This is a genomic window from Tigheibacillus halophilus (genome assembly GCF_042683165.1).
In the GTDB taxonomy this organism is placed as follows: domain Bacteria; phylum Bacillota; class Bacilli; order Bacillales; family Amphibacillaceae; genus Tigheibacillus; species Tigheibacillus halophilus.
Genome location: NZ_JBHUIZ010000015.1, coordinates 144,013 through 161,738, shown reverse-complemented (window position 1 = coordinate 161,738; position 17,726 = coordinate 144,013). Strand labels below are relative to the sequence as shown.

Sequence of the window (17,726 nt, the reverse complement as noted above, 5' to 3'; positions counted from 1 at the left end):
CAGAATTCTGGCTTCACGACAAAGTTGACCACATCATTCTTTTGAAATGGATATTCAAGGACATTTTTCACATGGAAAACCGTATGCTGCATATTTAACTGTACTGATTCCCCCCCTCATTTCAGTTACAACAGCCTCTAAGATATCCGAATCTCCGATAAAATCCGCCACAAAGCTATTAACAGGATTTAAATAGATGTCCAATGGTGGACCTATTTGTTGCACCTTTCCCTCATTCAAAATAACTACTTGATCAGAAATGGCCATCGCTTCTTCCTGGTCATGGGTAACGTATACACTGGTGATACCAAGTCTGCGTTGTAAATTTCGAATCTCAGTCCGCATATACTGACGAAGCTTCGTGTCTAAATTAGAAAGCGGCTCGTCAAATAATAATATTTTGGGTTCCGTTACAATTGCTCTTGCAATCGCTACACGCTGCTGCTGCCCACCCGAAAGCTGTGAAGGACTGCGATCACTCAATTCTTCCAGACCCATAAGTGATAATACACTGTCGGTCCTTTCCTTAAGTTCCGATTTATTTACTTTCCTTATTCTCAGTCCATACGAAACATTTTCATAAACGGTTAAGTGTGGAAATAATGCATAATTTTGAAACACCATTCCGATATCGCGTTTATTGGAAGGTTGTGTTGTGATATCCTCTCCATCAACAATCACCTTGCCACTGGTGGGGAACTCAAACCCTGCCAACATACGTAATGTTGTTGTCTTGCCGCATCCAGAAGGACCTAATAATGTTGTTAACTCCCCTTGCTTAAAATTTATAGAAACATGATCAACAGCATAAAAGTCTTTATTCTTATTGCGGGATGGAAATACTTTCACTAAGTTATCGATCTTCAGCTTTTCTGAATGGATTTCGCTCATTTACATCGACCTTTCATTTTGTTTTAACAATAAATTCAACACAAAGAATGCAAGGAATATAATGACGAACAAGATGACACAATATGCTGCAGCAACACCTAGTTTGCCAAAGTCAACAGCCGATAAAATGGACACTGTCATCAGATTCCAACCTGCAGAAACCAAGAATATGACAGCACTTATGGAAGTCATCGCACGAGTAAATGCATAGATGGCACTGGAAAATAGTGCAGACCGCATGAGTGGAAAGGTGATTCTCCAAAAAGTAGTGAAACCATTCGCATTCAGTGATTTGGATGCTTCCTCCAAGGATGGGTCGATTTGCCTTAAAACGTTCGTTCCCGCTTCAATACCCAGAGACATATATCGAAAAACAAGTACCAAAATGATAATAGATGCTGTTCCTGTAATGGCTATTGGGGGGCTGTTAAATGATAAAAGATAGCCGATACCCACAACGGTTCCGGGAACAGCAAAGAGTAGTATAGAGCCGATTTCTATTAGTTTCTTTCCAGGGAAACTTATTTTCACCGTTAAAAACGAGATTACCATACCCAGTAAAACCATAATTGGAGTGGCAATAACAGCAATAATTAATGTATCTTTAACCGTGCTAAGACCTGTATCGAAGACGTACCTGAAATGGTCCAGCGATAAGGAGTAATCTACGCCCCATAGTCTCACAAAAGCACCCAATATAATGGTTCCATAAAATAAAACAATGGTTCCCGTTATGAATAGACAGACTATAAATAATGGAACAACTACCTTTTTTTCTTTAATGATCGCTGACCCTTGCGAGGCTTTCCCGGTTACAGTAGTATATGATTTTTTATTAACCCAAAACCTTTGAATCAAGTAGGCAGTTAAAACGGGAAGCAACATGGAAACTGCCAGTAAGGAACCTGTCCTTAAATCGTTTCTGCCCGTAATCGTCATATATGCCTCTGTTGCAAGGGTAGAGAAGTTTCCGCCAATAATCATCGGGTTTCCAAAATCCTCAAGGGATTTAATAAAGGTTAAAAGCAGCGAACTAAAAATGCCTGGAATCGCCAACGGTAAGGTGATGGTATAAAACACCTTCCACCTGGAAGCCCCTAAATTGAAAGCAGATTCCTCCAATGAAGCATCCATTGATTCAAGCACACCTTTTAAGTTAAGATACGCAATAGGAGAAAAGGACATCGTCTGAATAATTAATAGGCTTCTGAAACCGTAAACATCCGTGCTATGCATCCCGAATATCCCTCGGGAAATTAAGCCGGAACTACCAAAGAGTAGAATCATAGATAAAGCAAGGATAAAAGGAGGAGAAACGACAGGAAATATTGCAATGAAATTAAAAAATTTCCTTCCGACCATGCGTGTTCTTGCAACGGAGTAGGCAAAAACAAACCCTATCAAAGTACTGATTACTGCCGATAAAATCCCCAGTTTCATACTATTCCATACTGTTTGATAGATACGTGGCTTATCAAAGAGTTTTTGTATTGCTTGAAAATCCAATCCATTTTCACTGACAAAAATTTTCTTGAAAATACTGTAGATAGGATAAACTGAAAATATAAGAAGTGATAATAACACTAAAATGATCAATAAAAACAAATATGGATTTTTTCCTACTGCTTTGATTTTACTTTTTAAAGTTTTCCCAACTAAGTTTGAATAAGGCAATGTAATAAATCCTCCATATCAGTGAATTATTATTTAATACACTTCATGACTTAAGGGTATATCCGTATTCATCCTTCAAATATCAGGGCTTCATCATAATTAAATGGATTGGATGAAGCCCATTCAAGTAAATCAATTATTGATCACTAGCATCATCTTCAGATTCAATCTCTCGTTCGAATTTGTCGACAATCTCATTACGATGTTCACTGGCCCAGACATTATCCGTTTCAGCTACTTTTAATTTACTCAAATCTGGTGCTCCTTCCGGAATTTTGGCATCTGGTATTACCGGAAGATGATAGAAACCAGTATCCGCATACACATTTTGACCTTCATCACTGTTTATCCAATGCATGAATTTCTTTGCATTTTCCTTTTCTTTTTCCGGCCCGCCTTTTATTTTCGCTGCCCCTTCAATTGCCACTGACACACCGTCCTCCGGGTAAGTGATTTTTAGAGGATACCCTTCCTCCTTAAGTGGTAACAAATCCTGAGCAAAAGCAAGCCCCATACCAACCTCACCTTGCCCTATAAATTGGGCGTTTGCTGAACCACCTTTGGTCCATTGTTTTACATTTTTATTGAATTTTTTTAGGTAATCAAATGCTTCATCTTCCCCCATATATTGAACCAGTGTAGATACAAACTGATACCCGGTTCCCGACGCTCCCGGGTGTGCTAACATGATATTGTTCTTAAACTCTGGTTTCAGTAGATCATCCCAGCTTGTTGGTGCCTCAACATTGTTTTCTTTCAGCCACTTTTCATTGGATGCAAAGGCTATGGGACCTTGATAAATAGGCAGCCAACTGGCACCCTTCACCATTGCATTTTTATCGATTTTATCTAAATTATCCAGATTATCGGGGTCATATTTTTCTAACAGCCCCTCCTTATCTGCTTTAATGAAACTGTCAGATGGTCCAGCAAACCATATACTTGCATCACTACGACCTTCTTGACTTTCAAGTTTGGATAAAATCTCTCCCGTACTAAGTCGGGTATAACTTACTTCAATTCCAGTATCTTCTTCAAACTTTTTTATATATGCTTGCGCATTTTCCTCAGGCATAGGGGTATACATTGTCAATTTGTTATACGAACCTTTATCTCCACCGGATGTTTCATTGCCGCCGCAAGCGGCTAAACATAGCATGAAAATGATTGGAATAAGCGTAAAGGCCTTTTTCAACCTCATTTCCCCCTTTTATATTATTGATGGGCATCCCTTTTTCAACATTTAAAACAGTAAATCACCTGGTAATATTTGTTTAAAACGTATCTTAAGCTTACTCAACTAGTAAATTAAAAATTAAAATATCCATTCATACAAATTAATTCCATTCAAAGGATAAAAAAGTTTTTCTCCAACTCTTGTTTTGTGTAGCTTTATCCATAGCCTTTTCTAAATCCATTGCACTTCTAATTAGTTCATTTTGTTCTGGTACAAGTTTCTCCAGGGTATCCCGATACGCTTGATTTTGAAAAGCATTCATTAACGTCCTAAATTCCTTATCCGTACTTCTGGAGCTGCCATAAACCGTCAAGCCCTTCTCAAGGACTTCCCTTGTATTAATAGGAACCCGTTCTTCGGATACACCCATTAAGGTGATCTTTCCTTGTGGCTCAATTAACTCAATTGCTTGGTTTATAGCGTTTTTGCTAAATGCCCCTCCTGTACATTCCATTACTGCTACCACATCCGCCTCCTCTCTGAAATTAAAATCATGTACAAGGTGTGTTGTCGCAAAATCAAAATATGCCAATCTTTCAACCATAGCACCAAAAACTAATAGACTGTCTTTTGGTATATCAAAAACATGATGTAGTGTTGCCGCTGTCAAATAACCAACCGGACCATCTCCAAAAACAGCTACCTTGCCACTACCAAAGTAATCGCATACATTATTTGCAGCATGTAATGACACAGAGCTCAGTTCAGTCAGGACGGCAATTTTATCGGGAACATTATGAGGTATTGGTATCACATTTTCGGTTGGAAGCACCAAATACTGCTGTCCAATCCCATCATAACCACTGCCTAGGAAAACACTATCTGGCAAATAATTATCTTTCATAGGTCGTGTATTGGAGGAGTAGTTATTACTTATTGTGTTTTTTTTCAATCGTCTTGCAGGGATATTGGGGACAATAACGACACGTTGGCCTTTAACTAAAGATTTATCGTCCGACTTTACTACATAGCCAATCCCTTCATGAAACAATGCCATAGGAAGTTTCTTTTGTAAGGCCTCTTTCCTTCGCTGTCCTGTGTAATAGCGAGTATCTGCATGGCATATGCTTGCCAGATTTGGCTGTACAACAACCTGATCAGTGCCAATTGTATGTTGTAAAACAACTTCTTCAAACTTTTTTGGTGCGACCAATCGATAGGCCCGTGAACTCACAATGTCCTTTTCTTCCATATCACCGCTCCTCATTCATGCTCATTAGTGTTTATTTATGTTTATTCTAGAAACAATTAAGATATTCATCATTACTCAAATGATCAATATATACCGCTAATTATTAATATTAACAAGGCAAAAATGTCATTTCTATACAGCAAAAAACTGCTGCAATGTTCGACTTCAATCTATTCTGTCCTTGGACAGCGCCTCCCTACTAATGATCACTCCATTGTACGATATGGCCGCAATGGTTTATGGTCTCATTTGTTATATTGTCATGCCCACTTAAAGCAAAAATCGTTCTTACCAAGAGAAGAATTTTCATCTGTACCCCTTGTACTCCAGTTGTTTTTGCTCGCCATTGCTGCTTCATTCTTTTTTTGATTTCATTCAGTTCGGCATCACACCAACAACTGCCCGTTTGGTGACAATCGCATCGAGCGTTTTTTATCAGGTATATTTCTGTTCATTTGCGTCTATGATCCGTTCGGTTATCTTCCGTGTGGATTCATTAGCATTACTACATTCCTTATCCAGTGCAGGATCCAGCCTCAACACATGTGTCTCTCTCGCTTTATTTCCTTGGAGCCAGTTCGTGGTATACCCCGAAAACCACACTCCAATTATAAAAAGTGAACGACTCTCTTTCACATACGCCTTGGGGAGTTGTTCCACATCTGGATAGGATTGGTAAGGACGGCCCAATGAAATGGTCACTGCTGTGACAATTGCATTGGGCAAACAACAAACGATATTATTTGATTGATAATATGTTCTGGAATAGAATGCCATGGTGTTGGGCGAACGATCAGTATACGATCAACGGAAGAAAGTTGCATGGAGATTCATTGCGCGGCGTGCACCAAGAATTAAAATTCAATGATCAAATTGTTATGGATATACTAAATACATTGACCCACAGAGGTTGTTTTTCTGCGTGGCAATGGGATATCAGACTATGGTACATATCGGTGTATCAAAGAAAAGTATGGCTTTTATAACGGGAATGCTACGCAATATGCTGAAGAATGACATATGAGTTGTTTTCATTATAAATGCACAGGTCCAAACCTATGATTTGATAAAGTGATAAAGCAATAAAGTGTTAAACCCGAAAAAATCTTTTGTTTTCCAGTGTGGAGGATTGAGCTGACCAGCGGAAGAAAAAAAGCTACAATACTGTTTATTTATTAACGGGAGCTCCGCAATTATATAGCTATCCCCCACCCTCCATTCCATCCACCACGTCATGCAATCTATCCGGATAATTCGTGAATATCCCTGTCACTCCCCAATCTATCAGTCTCTTCATATCAGCTGGTTCGTTGACCGTGTAAGGGTGGATTAATAATCCGTCATTCCTTAATTCTCCGACAAACTCCTTGCTCAACGATTCATAGTTCGCACCGATTCCGACAGCATAGCTTTTTATCTCGTCAACCTCTGGGTCGGTCAGCATCGCTTTCTTTCTGAAATGTATCAGCTGGATTAGCGGGATGGACGGCTCCTTTTGATGCACCTCCAGCAGACTGTTTTTGCTAAAAGATTGGATGATGACTTTTCCACTCGGAACATCTTCGCCAACCAAATGATGCTTCTGCAATATACGAAGCAATGTATCTACCATTGCCGGTTCTTCAGACGGCGTTTTTGTTTCGATATAGTAGTTGACTTCACTTCCGAACGTGTCAATAACCTCTTCTAATGTCGGAACAGTCAGTTGGCTAAAAGCTGACTCCGCCTGATACGGATATTCATCGTTGAACCATGTCCCGGCATCCAGCGCTTCGATTGCGTCTAAGGACAAATCACTGACCTTGCCATCGCTGTTCGTCGTCCGGGAAACATCTTCATCATGCATGGCAACCAATGTGCAGTCCTTGGTCATTTGCAAATCGATTTCGAGATAATCACCATCCAACTCTTTCGCTTTTTGATAGGAGGCTAATGTATGCTCCGGTGCATATCCGGAAGCTCCCCGATGGGCGATGTTCAGGATACGGTTTGGCGATAACAAACCAGTTTTCGCAGCGGAAAAGTTTTTCCTGTCCGTAGTCATACCGGTTAAGGTGTTTGGCGCCATGGTGGCCACAGCACCCGAACCGCATGCTGATGTTGTCATACGTGCCTCAGCACCGCATCCGCTCATCAACAATAATACAAAGCATATGACTGCAAACAAATACATACGCAATTCCATCACCCGCTCTAAAAAGTTAAGGCCTTTCACCAGCATCGATTAATTGGGCAAACCTGTCTTTGCCACAATGCATGCTCATACTTAGACCTCTTCGATATGTACAGCATACGGCCGTCTTCTCACATAATATTAGGGGCCTCTATGAGAGAACCCCTGTTTGAATTCCTTATTTCAATGTGTCGGTAATTTTCTTGGCTGCGTTATCGAGGACTTGTTTCGGATCGCCGCCATCATACAGTTCGCCTAATGCAGATTCTATGATTTTCCGGGCTTCCGGCATGACCGTCGTCAGTGGCCCCTGTGTCGCAGGGCTGACCTTGGTATTTTGCAATTGATCGACCGCCACTTTATACTGCGGGTATTCATCATATTTCTTTTTCAGTACATCTTCATCATATGCATCTGGCGTAATCGGGAAATAGCCAGTTGAAGCTGCCCATTCAGCCTGGATATCCGATTTAGTCACGAACTTCACAAATTCCCAGGCCGCATCCCGCTTTTCTTTAGGAACCTGGTTGGTGATCCACAGAGATGCTCCCCCTACAATCAATCCCTGCGGATCTTTGCCGTCAGCAACAGGTAGTGGCGCAGTTCCGACGTCAAATGAAGAATTCTTGATCACTTCTGCAGTGTTAGCAGTCGAATCGAAATACATCCCAACTTGACCGGCAAAGAATGGCGCCCTTGGATCCTCCCAGTTGCTGCCATAATTTTTAAAAGAGCCCGCTTTGTTCATCTCATTCAGCCACTTGAAAATCGCCACACCTTCATCAGTATTGACAAGGGCTTTTGCCGCATCTTCACTGCGCCCATTGTCATTGTCCAGATAAAGTGCTCCCTGGTTTGCCATCAATTCCTCGACAAACCAGCCGATGGTAGCCATGGTGAAACCATAATTACCGTCAGTTGCCAATTTCTTTGCAGCATCCTTCATCTCGCTGAAGGTTTTTGGCGGGTTTTCCGGATCCAGTCCGGCTTTTTTGAATTTATCTTTGTTATAAAACATGACTGCATTCGATGTATTGAAAGGCATCGAATACAATTTGTCATCTAATGTATAATAAGACAAAATGTTGGACTCCAAATGGGAAGTATCGAATTTTTCCTTGTCGATAAACTCCTGCATTGGCGTAATAAACCCGCTGCCACTCATATATTTCGTACCGATTTCAAATACTTGCACGAGAGCAGGTGCTTCCTTCGAGCCGCCAACAGCCCGTAATTTGCTGAGGGAATCATCATAGCTCCCCTGGTAGATCGCCTTCACATGCACATCATCCGATTGCTTGTTGAACTTATCTACAATGTTCTCCAATGCTTTTCCATTGTCACCGCTCATCGCATGCCAAAATGTGATTTCTTCCTTGCCCGAACTGTCAGCTGAACCACTTGCATCCTTGTTATCATTACTGCATCCAGCCAACACGAACATAAACGCTATGAATAATATAAAACCCCCAAAAACCTTTCTCATTTCCATCCTCCTTTGTTGATCTTTTAACACCAGAAAGTCTATCAGGCTATCATATGCCGGGGCTCGCATCGCAGCATTTCGCCTAAAAACCGGCTTTCTGATGACCACTTCTTTACAGACTATGAAAAAAAGGGCAAAAATAAATCCACAAAATAACAATCCTTGTGGCCAAGGACAATTATCTTGTGGTGCTCTTGTCTCCATCACCTATATGAATCTGTGTATAAATTAAACCAAATAATGTAAGCGTTGTCAATAGAAAATCAAAAAAGAACCGGAAGGCAACCTCCGGCTCTTCTGATACTATTAATGCGCTGTGCCCAATGTTTTTTTATGGTGGCCATCTTTTTTGATAAATTTACGATCCATGAATGGAATGATCCATCTGTCCAAACCGTATCTGCCAGCATTGAAGCCTGCCACGATCAGGAATGTTGTCAGCAGTACCATTTGCGCATTAACACTGACAGTGCCACTGAACAGGAATGCGAAGTTCATCATGATACCCATCAAGGCTGCGAAGTTAGTAAATACGCCTAGGATCAGTGCGGCGCCGACAAGTACTTCACCAATCATGACCAGATTGCTAAAGAGTGCGGCGTTTGGCAAAGCGACATGTTCTAGAAATGTTGCCCACCAGCCTTGTACAGCCGGATTATCACCACCGGCTCCGGCAATCGCACCTTGCAGGAATCCACTGGCATCAAAGCCGCCGCCCATCAATTTGCCTATTCCCGAAGTCAGCCACGTATACCCTATATATACTCGAACAATAGCTAGTACACCTGCGAAAAACTTATTATGACGGATGAAATGGTTGATCATTGCTCTCAGCTCCTCATTCATTTAGTTTACTTAAGTTTGTTCAACATTTCACATGATTAATGCTGTTGATTTGAAATAGGATATCCTCTTTACAGTTACATCATATCACGCATATCCTCATAAATCATCCTATTGCTCACTAGTTCACAATCTATCCACAAAGATATGTCATATTTGTGTCGGCAGAGGATTGCAGCTCTTTTTTGAAAAGGGCAAAGGGGTTCAAATGTCCCTCTCTTTCAGCATGAACCCTGACAGAAGAACAGACGACTGTGCTTTGCATGAATAAATTATAAAGAAGCATTGTTTTTCAGGAGGGAGATGAAACATTTGCCGATACCTAGCAGAAATACAAGGCCCCATCGCGGTTTCTGCCTGTTCCCGGGATATCGTTGGTGTGGACCTGGCTGCAGCGGACCCGGTACACCGGTGAACGCAGTCGATGCAGCCTGCAAAGCACATGATGGGTGCTACCGAAGACCAGGCATGACCCGCCGCGTATGTGATCAGCAATTTATGAATCGGCTCGAGCCATTTTTGCGGCAGCATACAGAAGAAGGCAGACGCGCCCGCCAGATGTACAGACTCATGCAAGTCAAAATGTTGTTTTAGCTGTTGTGGGAATAAGGAGACAGTCCACTATGCTTACGCTGATAAAGTGATAAACAACAAGGGGCTGTCCCCATTCTGGAAAAAGAAACCCAAAGAATCTGCTCCTTCGGCAACGTTCGACTATATTAACTATCGCCGCCATATTACAATGCTTTTACCAATCCGCCATCGACGAGCAGGGATTGTCCCGTCACGTAGCTGTTAGCTTCAGAGCATAGGAAAACGACTGCCTTAGCAAATTCTTCTGGCTGGCCAAGGCGCCCGATTGGAATCATCTTTTCGGATTGCGACCGAATTTCCTCTTGTGTTTTACCGGTTTTCTTTGCTGTGACCTGGTCCAAATGTGCCACCCTATCCGTTGCTATTCTGCCTGGTCCGACCGTGTTAATCAGAATATTATCCGCTGCCAGCTCCTGTGACAGACTTTTCGCCAGGCCGACAATTCCCGTGCGAAACGTATTCGATAAAATCAGATTGTCAATTGGCTGCTTCATCGATGAAGAAGTAAAATTCACGATGTGCCCGCTTTTCTGTTTTTGCATATATGGTAATACTTCTCTGATAGTTCGCACAAAACTGAGCAGATTCAATTCGAATGCCTGCTGCCAATCTTCATCATTCACATCTGAAAAATTCCCTGCGGGCGGACCCCCGGCGTTGTTGACGAGTACATCCACGCTCCCGTTCCATGAAACAGCTTTGTCCACCATTCCTTTAATCGCCTGTTTGTCCCTCATGTCACAAACAATGTACGCCACTTTCTCATTTCCCGTTTCAGATTGAATTTCCTGTACTGATTGCTGCAGTTGCTTCTCACTACGGCTGGCGATGAGCACATGGGCTCCTTCTGCAGCAAACTGCTTTGCTGTCGCCTTTCCTAGTCCTTTACTAGCTGCCGTGACAATCACTGATTTTCCTTTTAAACCCAAATCCATGATTTGAACTCCTTTCACTGCTTCACTGAATGTATACCATCATCATCATACTTATATCTTCCCGCCATGAGCCAATTTGACACGCTCTTGGTAAATAATTGCCATGGAAAAAGATGGGATGCAAATGTTTTGGATATATAAACAAAGCCGGATACCTCCGTCGGATAGCCGGCTTCCTACTGTCTAGTCACACTGCTTCAGATACTGCCTCTGAATCCCCCTGTTCCATACTACTGGACTTTTCCACTTTCAAGCTCATCATCACGACAAATGAAATGCAGTACAGCGCGGCGAGATAGCCCATCGCCAAGGACATGCTGGCATGCTGTAAAATATAGCCGACCAGAATCGGAGAGAGTCCTCCTACTGCTCTGCCAAAGTTGAAAATTGTGTTCGTAGCGGTACTGCGGATATCGACACGGTAAAAACGACTGATCAATGCGCCATAGCCTGCAAACATGCCGTTTGAGAAAAATCCCACAATGGCGCCGCCAACCAATACACCTGCACTTCCTGTCGCGTAGGCATATAAAAATACTGCAGCAGCTGACGCCAGCAAAAACATGCCATACGAGACTTTAAGGCCGAAGCGGTCAATGAAACGTCCGAATGTCAGCATTCCAGCAATCATGCCTGCTGCAGTGCTGATTGTCCAGATGGCGGAACTGGATACAGAGAGTCCCTGCGATTGCTGCAACATGGTAGGCAACCAGATCATCAGCCCATTGTATCCCGCAATTTGCACGGTGGCCATCATGGCGAGTCCAATCGTGGTAAGCGCCACTTTTGGTGAATTGATCAGTTGGATCAGCTTGCCTTTTTGTTGGATGGAAGGCTGCTGTTTCTGTGCAGCTACCCATGCAGGTGATTCTTTTAAGTTCCTTCTGACAAAATAAGCGAAAATTACTGGCAGCAAGCCGACAAAGAATAACCCTCTCCAGCCAAACAGCGGAATCAGCACTGCGCTGAGCACAGCTGCGATAATGACGCCGAATTGCGCTCCTACACTGACGTATGAAGATGCGCGTCCTTGCTTATTTTTCGGCCAGGCTTCCGCAACGAGCGCCATGCCGATGCCATATTCTCCGCCTGCTCCAAGTCCTGCAATAAAGCGAAATACATATACTTGCTCTATACTGCTGGCGAAACCTGTCAGTGCAGTACCAATGGCAAACAGAAAAATGGTATACGTGAACACTTTCACTCTGCCGAAGCGGTCAGCAAGTACACCAAAAATCATTCCTCCAACAAGCATCCCAATATTCGTAATCGACGAAATCAAGCCGCCAGTCGTCAAATTGATATGAAAATCTGCCACGATCAGTGACATGGCGAACGAAATGAACATGATATCCATGCCCTCTAATGTCAGTCCAGTCACAGAAGCGACAACTGTTTTATTGCGATATTTCATACTGCTCTCTCCTTCCAAGCCTCTCCGGGCGTTGATTTAAAGGTGTATCTTTTTTTGTTTTTTCCTCGCCATTTGTCTTATTTCCATTTGTCGATATTGCCCGGGAAATAAGGAAAATCGTTTTTCCATGCAAAACGTATTCACAAGCCAAGACAACCATTTTATCGTTTTCCTTACTAAAAATGCCCTTTCATCCAAAGAGGATAAAAGGGCATGAAAATGAGCATGTGAATGCGCCACGAACGATATTGCTGCCTTTTTGGCCTCTCGGGACCATATTTAAAGGAATCTATGTTGTTATTAGATTAGCATAATCTCCGCTTTGTGTAAACAATCAGGACACATCCTGCTTAAAAATAGCAATATTACAATTGGCCTTGCTGCTTATATTGTTTCATGACATTTTTTGGCACCATGCTGCCGCCAGTTGCCCATGCGATATGGGTGGCATCCTCTAGTCTGTCTATGGTAATGTCGTGATCATTCATATATCTTTTCCCTGCGACACTCTTTATCAATTGGACAGGGCCAGCCACTCCAGCAAGCGCAGAGGGCTCCAGCCAGATATCTTCTGTATCCGCCATTTGGCTCAGCAGACGGAACAGGGTGTCATCACTTACGGTATAATCACCGCTGATCAAATGCTGCAATGTTTTTCCGACGAATCCAGATGGTCTGCCGACTGCAAGGCCGTCTGCTGAAGTCTGGTTATCTAGTCCGAAGTCAGCGACTGAAATTTCCTGATGTTTCCCTGTCATTAATCCGAGCAGCATACATGGTGAATGGGTCGGTTCCGCAAAAAAGCAATGAACCGCATCTTTGAAAATCGTTTTCAGACCAAATGCTACACCGCCTGGCCCACCGCCGACACCGCAAGGAAGATAGACAAATAATGGGTGGTCTTTGTCGACCCTTATATGCATCGCCTCAAGCTGTTGTTGGAGCCTTGATGCTGCTACTGCATAACCTAAAAACAGTGTGGAGGAATTTTCATCATCTACAAAATAGCTGTTTGCCGCCGCTTCTGATTGTTTTCTTCCCTCTTCTACGGCTTTCGAGTAATCGGCACTATGCTCGACGACTGTCGCGCCTTTTTCACGCAACAGATCCTTCTTCCATTGCATCGCATCTGCTGACATATGCACAGTCACTTGAAAACCGATTTTCGCACTCATGATGCCAATGCTTAGACCAAGATTCCCTGTTGAGCCGACAACTATTTCATAATGGGAGTAAAAATCACGGAATGCTTCACTGTCTAGGACTGCATAGTCATCCGTCATCTTGAGCTTATTTTCTGCAAAAGCCAAATCCTCCGCATGCTTGAGCACTTCATAAATTCCTCCGCGCGCCTTGATGGAACCTGAAATCGGCAGATGGCTGTCACATTTTAGCAGCATTTTCCCCGGTATGGAAATCTCATAATCTTTTTTCATTGCTTTCTTCATTTTTGGAATAGCTTTCAATGGTGATTCGATGATGCCCTGTGATTTTTTCATTTCTGGAAAAGCACTGGCGATAAACGGGGCAAAACGTTCAAGCCTCGCCTCCGCCTCCCGAATTTCTTCCGTTGTAAGCGAAACATTCTTGATGGCATCTTCATACGGCAGATAGCCCGGATTTCTCCAACACACTTCTTCTGCTCGCATAACCTCCTTCAGAATCGGAAACTCCCGCTCCCATTCCTCTATCGACTTCCCGGCAATTTTACTCATGTGAACCTCCTCATGTGGGGATAGGGTTGCCCCACTTTGATAAAGTAATGCAGTGATCCTGACAGAGAATTGCTCTCGCTCTGTTAATGTAGTGCAGCGATAAAGCAGCAAGATCTGTCCCCATCATTCATTTTCTAAGAAATATTTATTGGTTGGATGCAAATTTTCGTCTAATTCATAGATAAGTGGAATGCCTGTTGGAATTTCCACATTGACGATATCTTCATCTGACAGATTTTCCAAATGCTTCACAAGTGCACGGATACTATTGCCGTGTGCAGCGATGATGACATGTTTCCCCTGCTTGATTTGGGGTGCGATCGTGTCCATCCAATATGGTGTTACACGTTCGAGTGTCAATTTCAGATTTTCTCCGGACGGAATCGCTTTTTGGTCCAGAAGCGCATAACGTCTTTCTTTTGTAGCCTGGCGTTCATCGTCCTCTTCCAAAAGCGGCGGCAGCACGTCATAGCTCCTGCGCCACTGATGCACCTGCTCCTCGCCATATTTCTCAGCAGTTTCTGCTTTATTCAACCGCTGCAGTGCACCGTAGTGGCGTTCATTCAACCGCCAGCTTTTCTCTACCGGAATCCATAGCTGATTGGTTTCTTCGAGAATGTAATATAATGTTTTCATTGCACGCGTCAGTACTGAGGTGAAGGCTATATCAAATGTCAAGCCATGCTTTTGCAATTTCCTCCCGGCCTCTTTTGCTTCTTCTATGCCTTTGTCTGTCAAATCAGCGTCTTCCCAGCCTGTAAATGTATTCGATTGATTGAAAACACTCTGGCCGTGCCTTACGATAGTCAGTTTCATGAGCAATCCTCCAATTTGCAATAGTGCCTTATTCATTTTTATCAAATCTAACAGTCCTATGATGTATGTACCCGCTTGAAGCGCAGGACAATCTTATAACCGCTTTCATTTTAACAGAGCAAATAACCGTAAGCCAGTGTGGCGAAAACACAAGGCCAAACAAATTGCTGCATTGGAAAGAGCCAGGGATCCGATCATCCCTGGCTCTTCCCATATTTCACTTGATTCCGCCTTTTTTCGTTTCATCCCAGGCGAAGCTGCCGCCAAGGACATCGCGTACATCATGGATGACAACAAAAGCATGTTCATCAACGGATGAGATGATGTTTTTCAAACGCATCAGCTGGTACTGGTTAATGATGACGTAGGTCATATCCGTATCTTCTTTCAAATATCCGCCATAACCTTTGAATACCGTCACACTGATATTCATCTTTTCAATAATTGCATCCGCAATATGTGGTGCTTGATGGGAAATAATACTGACTGCCTTTCTGGGATTGAGACCATCGATAATCAGGTCTGTTGCTTTTTTGGCCACAAAGAGCGCGATAATCGTATACATCGTATTCAGTGGTCCCATCACCACCAAGCCCGAGAGGACAATCAATACATCCAATACGAAAATCGTCCGCACCAGATCCCATCCAAGCACATTATGACACATTCTCGCTATTAAACTCGTTCCCCCCATCGTGCTACCTGTTCGGAAAATAAGGCCCGAGCCCAGCCCGATGAATACTCCTGCGAAGATAGCAGAAGTCAGTGGATCGCCAAGGGATGTGACAAGATCCTCCGTACTGTATATGAAAAAAGAAATCAATGGTGTTGTCAAAATAGAAAACAGAATCGCCCGCTTCGGCAAATATTTATACCCGATAGCCATAATAATGGATGTCAAAATAAACGTGACAATACCTGGCGACCAGCCAAATGCGTAATGCAAAATAACCGCCGCTCCCGGGACACCGCCTTCCGCAAGATGGTTCGGTATCGCAAGCAGTGTCAGCGCAAGCGCATAACTCAGGCAGCCTACAATGATCATGAATAAATCTTTAAAAAACAATTTCATTCCATACCCTCCCAACAAGCAGTTATTCCTTCCAGCAAGAATCTCATCTTATCAAATAGTCCAAGTTGATTCTATAGTTTAATAGTACCACTGTCCAGATATTTCATTCCCGACGGAAATGAACTTGCTGATGACGGCTTCTCCAGAAGGAACAAAGTCCTGCATAAACCCATATTAATATCTTTACAAAGAGGAAAAAATTAGTTATGATCAGTACACGTTTTAATTCTGACTAATTTTATATGGAAAGGGTGTTTTAGATTTGGAATCAGTACAACAGATTCAGGGACAACAGGTTTCATCCAAAGCTAATACGAAAAACACCGCGGCTCCACTGAGCCACTGGCAAAAACCGCATGTTTTGCTTGGCTTAGCTGTGGCCATGATACTCGGTGCGTATATTTTCATGACAACGCCATACACGCAACTGATTTTATATGGTTTGGGGTTAGCGCTCGGATTCACCTTGTTTCATGCACGTTTTGGCTTTACCTCTGCATTTCGCCGATTAATGTCGGTAGGTAACGTCGAGGGAATTCAAGCACATATGGTCATGCTCGCAGTAGCCTCGACATTGTTTGCAATCATTTTCGCGACTGGCTACACACTGACTGGAGCAACTCCATCTGGAAATATTTCGCCGATTGGTACCAGCTTGATTTTCGGTTCCTTCATTTTCGGGATTGGCATGCAATTGGGCGGAGGCTGTGCCTCTGGTACGCTTTATCATGTTGGCAGTGGTCAGTCGCCTACTGTCATCACTTTGATCGGGTTTATTGCAGGATCTGTGATTGGTGCCTACCACTGGGGATTCTGGATGAATGATACGCCAAGCCTGGGATCATTTTCGCTGGCTGAGTCTACCAACCTTGGCTATTTTGGTGCCTGGATGGTACAGATTGCACTATTGGCGATAATTTATTGGATTACAGTTCAGTTTGCGAAAAGAAGAAAGCCACCAATAATGAAGGCTTTGCCTACTGAAAGGGGCTGGAAAAGAATTCTCCGCGGTTCGTGGCCATTGGTAACTGCAGCAATAGTGCTGGCAGTGCTCAACGCTGGGACACTCTTTGTCAAAGGCAGCCCATGGGGAATTACCTCAGGGTTCGCTTTATGGGGATCGAAAATTGCCAGTTTACTAGGTATGGATGTAGCAAGCTGGACATATTGGAGCGGTGACAAAGCAGAAGCATTGCATTCCTCCGTTTTCCAAGATTCTACCAGTGTCATGAATTTCGGTATCATCCTTGGAGCTTTCATCGCATCAGCTTCCGGCGGGTTATTCAAGCCTAAAAGATTCAAAAAAGGGGTAGCTCTTGCGTCTCTTGTCGGTGGGATAATGATGGGCTATGGAGCCCGTCTCGCTTTTGGCTGCAATATCGGAGCTTATTTCAGCGGTATCGCTTCGTTCAGCCTTCACGGCTGGATTTGGGGCATAATGGCCTTGCTTGGAACGTTTGCGGCGCTGTTCATCCGTCCATTGTTCGGATTAAGCAACCCGCATAAAAATGATCATTTTTGCTGAGGGCAAGTTTCTGCTCCTTCATGAGTGATCATGTCCAATAAAGAATAAAACCTCCCTATGGGCTGAGCGCTCTAAACGAGAGGTTTTATTCTTGTGATGGATTATTGTATCAAACTTTCATTTGCCAGCGTATATCGTCTTCTCCAAATAAGCTTCCTA

At 43.1% G+C, this 17,726-nt stretch carries 14 protein-coding genes; 2 read left to right on the top strand and 12 right to left on the bottom strand.

What is annotated here, in order from left to right:
• Positions 1-54: 54 nt before the first annotated feature.
• From ACFSMW_RS16635 to ACFSMW_RS16605, 7 genes are all read right to left on the bottom strand, one after another.
• Positions 55-891, bottom strand: coding sequence for an ABC transporter ATP-binding protein (locus tag ACFSMW_RS16635; RefSeq protein WP_390357421.1), 837 nt, complete (start codon positions 889-891; stop codon positions 55-57).
• Positions 892-2,565 carry an ABC transporter permease gene (locus ACFSMW_RS16630; RefSeq protein WP_390357420.1) on the bottom strand — a complete coding sequence of 558 codons (1,674 nt, stop codon included), beginning with the start codon at positions 2,563-2,565 and terminating at the stop codon, positions 892-894.
• 136 nt (positions 2,566-2,701) lie between these two features.
• Complete coding sequence (locus tag ACFSMW_RS16625) at positions 2,702-3,760, bottom strand: ABC transporter substrate-binding protein (RefSeq protein WP_390357419.1); 1,059 nt, start codon at positions 3,758-3,760, stop codon at positions 2,702-2,704.
• 142 nt (positions 3,761-3,902) lie between these two features.
• Entirely contained in the window at positions 3,903-4,994 is a 1,092-nt protein-coding gene (locus ACFSMW_RS16620; RefSeq protein ID WP_390357418.1) for an alcohol dehydrogenase catalytic domain-containing protein, read from the bottom strand.
• Positions 4,995-6,195: 1,201 nt separating this feature from the next.
• Positions 6,196-7,167, bottom strand: a complete 972-nt coding sequence (locus ACFSMW_RS16615; protein ID WP_390357671.1) for a glycerophosphodiester phosphodiesterase — start codon at positions 7,165-7,167, stop codon at positions 6,196-6,198.
• Between the two features lie 178 nt (positions 7,168-7,345).
• A complete protein-coding gene (locus tag ACFSMW_RS16610; RefSeq protein ID WP_390357417.1) occupies positions 7,346-8,653 on the bottom strand; it encodes an ABC transporter substrate-binding protein in 1,308 nt (435 codons plus the stop codon).
• Positions 8,654-8,959: 306 nt separating this feature from the next.
• Positions 8,960-9,478 carry a DoxX family protein gene (locus tag ACFSMW_RS16605; protein WP_390357416.1) on the bottom strand — a complete coding sequence of 173 codons (519 nt, stop codon included), beginning with the start codon at positions 9,476-9,478 and terminating at the stop codon, positions 8,960-8,962.
• 321 nt (positions 9,479-9,799) lie between these two features.
• Between ACFSMW_RS16605 and ACFSMW_RS16600 the strand changes: the two genes are divergently transcribed.
• Entirely contained in the window at positions 9,800-10,090 is a 291-nt protein-coding gene (locus tag ACFSMW_RS16600; protein ID WP_390357415.1) for a phospholipase, read from the top strand.
• 143 nt (positions 10,091-10,233) lie between these two features.
• Here ACFSMW_RS16600 and ACFSMW_RS16595 read toward each other — a convergent pair whose 3' ends face one another.
• The 5 genes from ACFSMW_RS16595 to ACFSMW_RS16575 form a co-directional block, all read right to left on the bottom strand.
• Positions 10,234-11,025 carry an SDR family oxidoreductase gene (locus ACFSMW_RS16595; RefSeq protein ID WP_390357414.1) on the bottom strand — a complete coding sequence of 264 codons (792 nt, stop codon included), beginning with the start codon at positions 11,023-11,025 and terminating at the stop codon, positions 10,234-10,236.
• A 187-nt stretch (positions 11,026-11,212) separates the two neighbouring features.
• Positions 11,213-12,439, bottom strand: coding sequence for an MFS transporter (locus ACFSMW_RS16590; protein WP_390357413.1), 1,227 nt, complete (start codon positions 12,437-12,439; stop codon positions 11,213-11,215).
• Positions 12,440-12,804: 365 nt separating this feature from the next.
• Positions 12,805-14,154, bottom strand: a complete 1,350-nt coding sequence (locus ACFSMW_RS16585) for a D-serine ammonia-lyase (RefSeq protein WP_390357412.1) — start codon at positions 14,152-14,154, stop codon at positions 12,805-12,807.
• Between the two features lie 123 nt (positions 14,155-14,277).
• A complete protein-coding gene (gene gpmA, locus ACFSMW_RS16580; protein ID WP_390357411.1) occupies positions 14,278-14,970 on the bottom strand; it encodes a 2,3-diphosphoglycerate-dependent phosphoglycerate mutase in 693 nt (230 codons plus the stop codon).
• Positions 14,971-15,187: 217 nt separating this feature from the next.
• Positions 15,188-16,042: a YitT family protein gene (locus ACFSMW_RS16575; protein WP_390357410.1), complete on the bottom strand. Its 855-nt coding sequence runs from the start codon at positions 16,040-16,042 to the stop codon at positions 15,188-15,190.
• 262 nt (positions 16,043-16,304) lie between these two features.
• Here ACFSMW_RS16575 and ACFSMW_RS16570 point away from each other — a divergent pair, with 262 nt between their 5' ends.
• Positions 16,305-17,567, top strand: coding sequence for a YeeE/YedE family protein (locus ACFSMW_RS16570; protein ID WP_390357409.1), 1,263 nt, complete (start codon positions 16,305-16,307; stop codon positions 17,565-17,567).
• The last annotated feature ends 159 nt before the right edge of the window (positions 17,568-17,726 follow it).

What these genes read in the sequence shown, in the direction of transcription:
- ACFSMW_RS16635 (WP_390357421.1), bottom strand. Translation starts at nt 891, where the DNA reads ATGAGCGAAATCCATTCAGAAAAGCTGAAGATCGATAACTTAGTGAAA.
- ACFSMW_RS16620 (WP_390357418.1), bottom strand. Translation starts at nt 4,994, where the DNA reads ATGGAAGAAAAGGACATTGTGAGTTCACGGGCCTATCGATTGGTCGCA.
- ACFSMW_RS16615 (WP_390357671.1), bottom strand. Translation starts at nt 7,167, where the DNA reads ATGTATTTGTTTGCAGTCATATGCTTTGTATTATTGTTGATGAGCGGA.
- ACFSMW_RS16610 (WP_390357417.1), bottom strand. Translation starts at nt 8,653, where the DNA reads ATGAGAAAGGTTTTTGGGGGTTTTATATTATTCATAGCGTTTATGTTC.
- ACFSMW_RS16605 (WP_390357416.1), bottom strand. Translation starts at nt 9,478, where the DNA reads ATGATCAACCATTTCATCCGTCATAATAAGTTTTTCGCAGGTGTACTA.
- ACFSMW_RS16600 (WP_390357415.1), top strand. Translation starts at nt 9,800, where the DNA reads ATGAAACATTTGCCGATACCTAGCAGAAATACAAGGCCCCATCGCGGT.
- ACFSMW_RS16595 (WP_390357414.1), bottom strand. Translation starts at nt 11,025, where the DNA reads ATGGATTTGGGTTTAAAAGGAAAATCAGTGATTGTCACGGCAGCTAGT.
- ACFSMW_RS16590 (WP_390357413.1), bottom strand. Translation starts at nt 12,439, where the DNA reads ATGAAATATCGCAATAAAACAGTTGTCGCTTCTGTGACTGGACTGACA.
- ACFSMW_RS16585 (WP_390357412.1), bottom strand. Translation starts at nt 14,154, where the DNA reads ATGAGTAAAATTGCCGGGAAGTCGATAGAGGAATGGGAGCGGGAGTTT.
- gpmA (WP_390357411.1), bottom strand. Translation starts at nt 14,970, where the DNA reads ATGAAACTGACTATCGTAAGGCACGGCCAGAGTGTTTTCAATCAATCG.
- ACFSMW_RS16575 (WP_390357410.1), bottom strand. Translation starts at nt 16,042, where the DNA reads ATGAAATTGTTTTTTAAAGATTTATTCATGATCATTGTAGGCTGCCTG.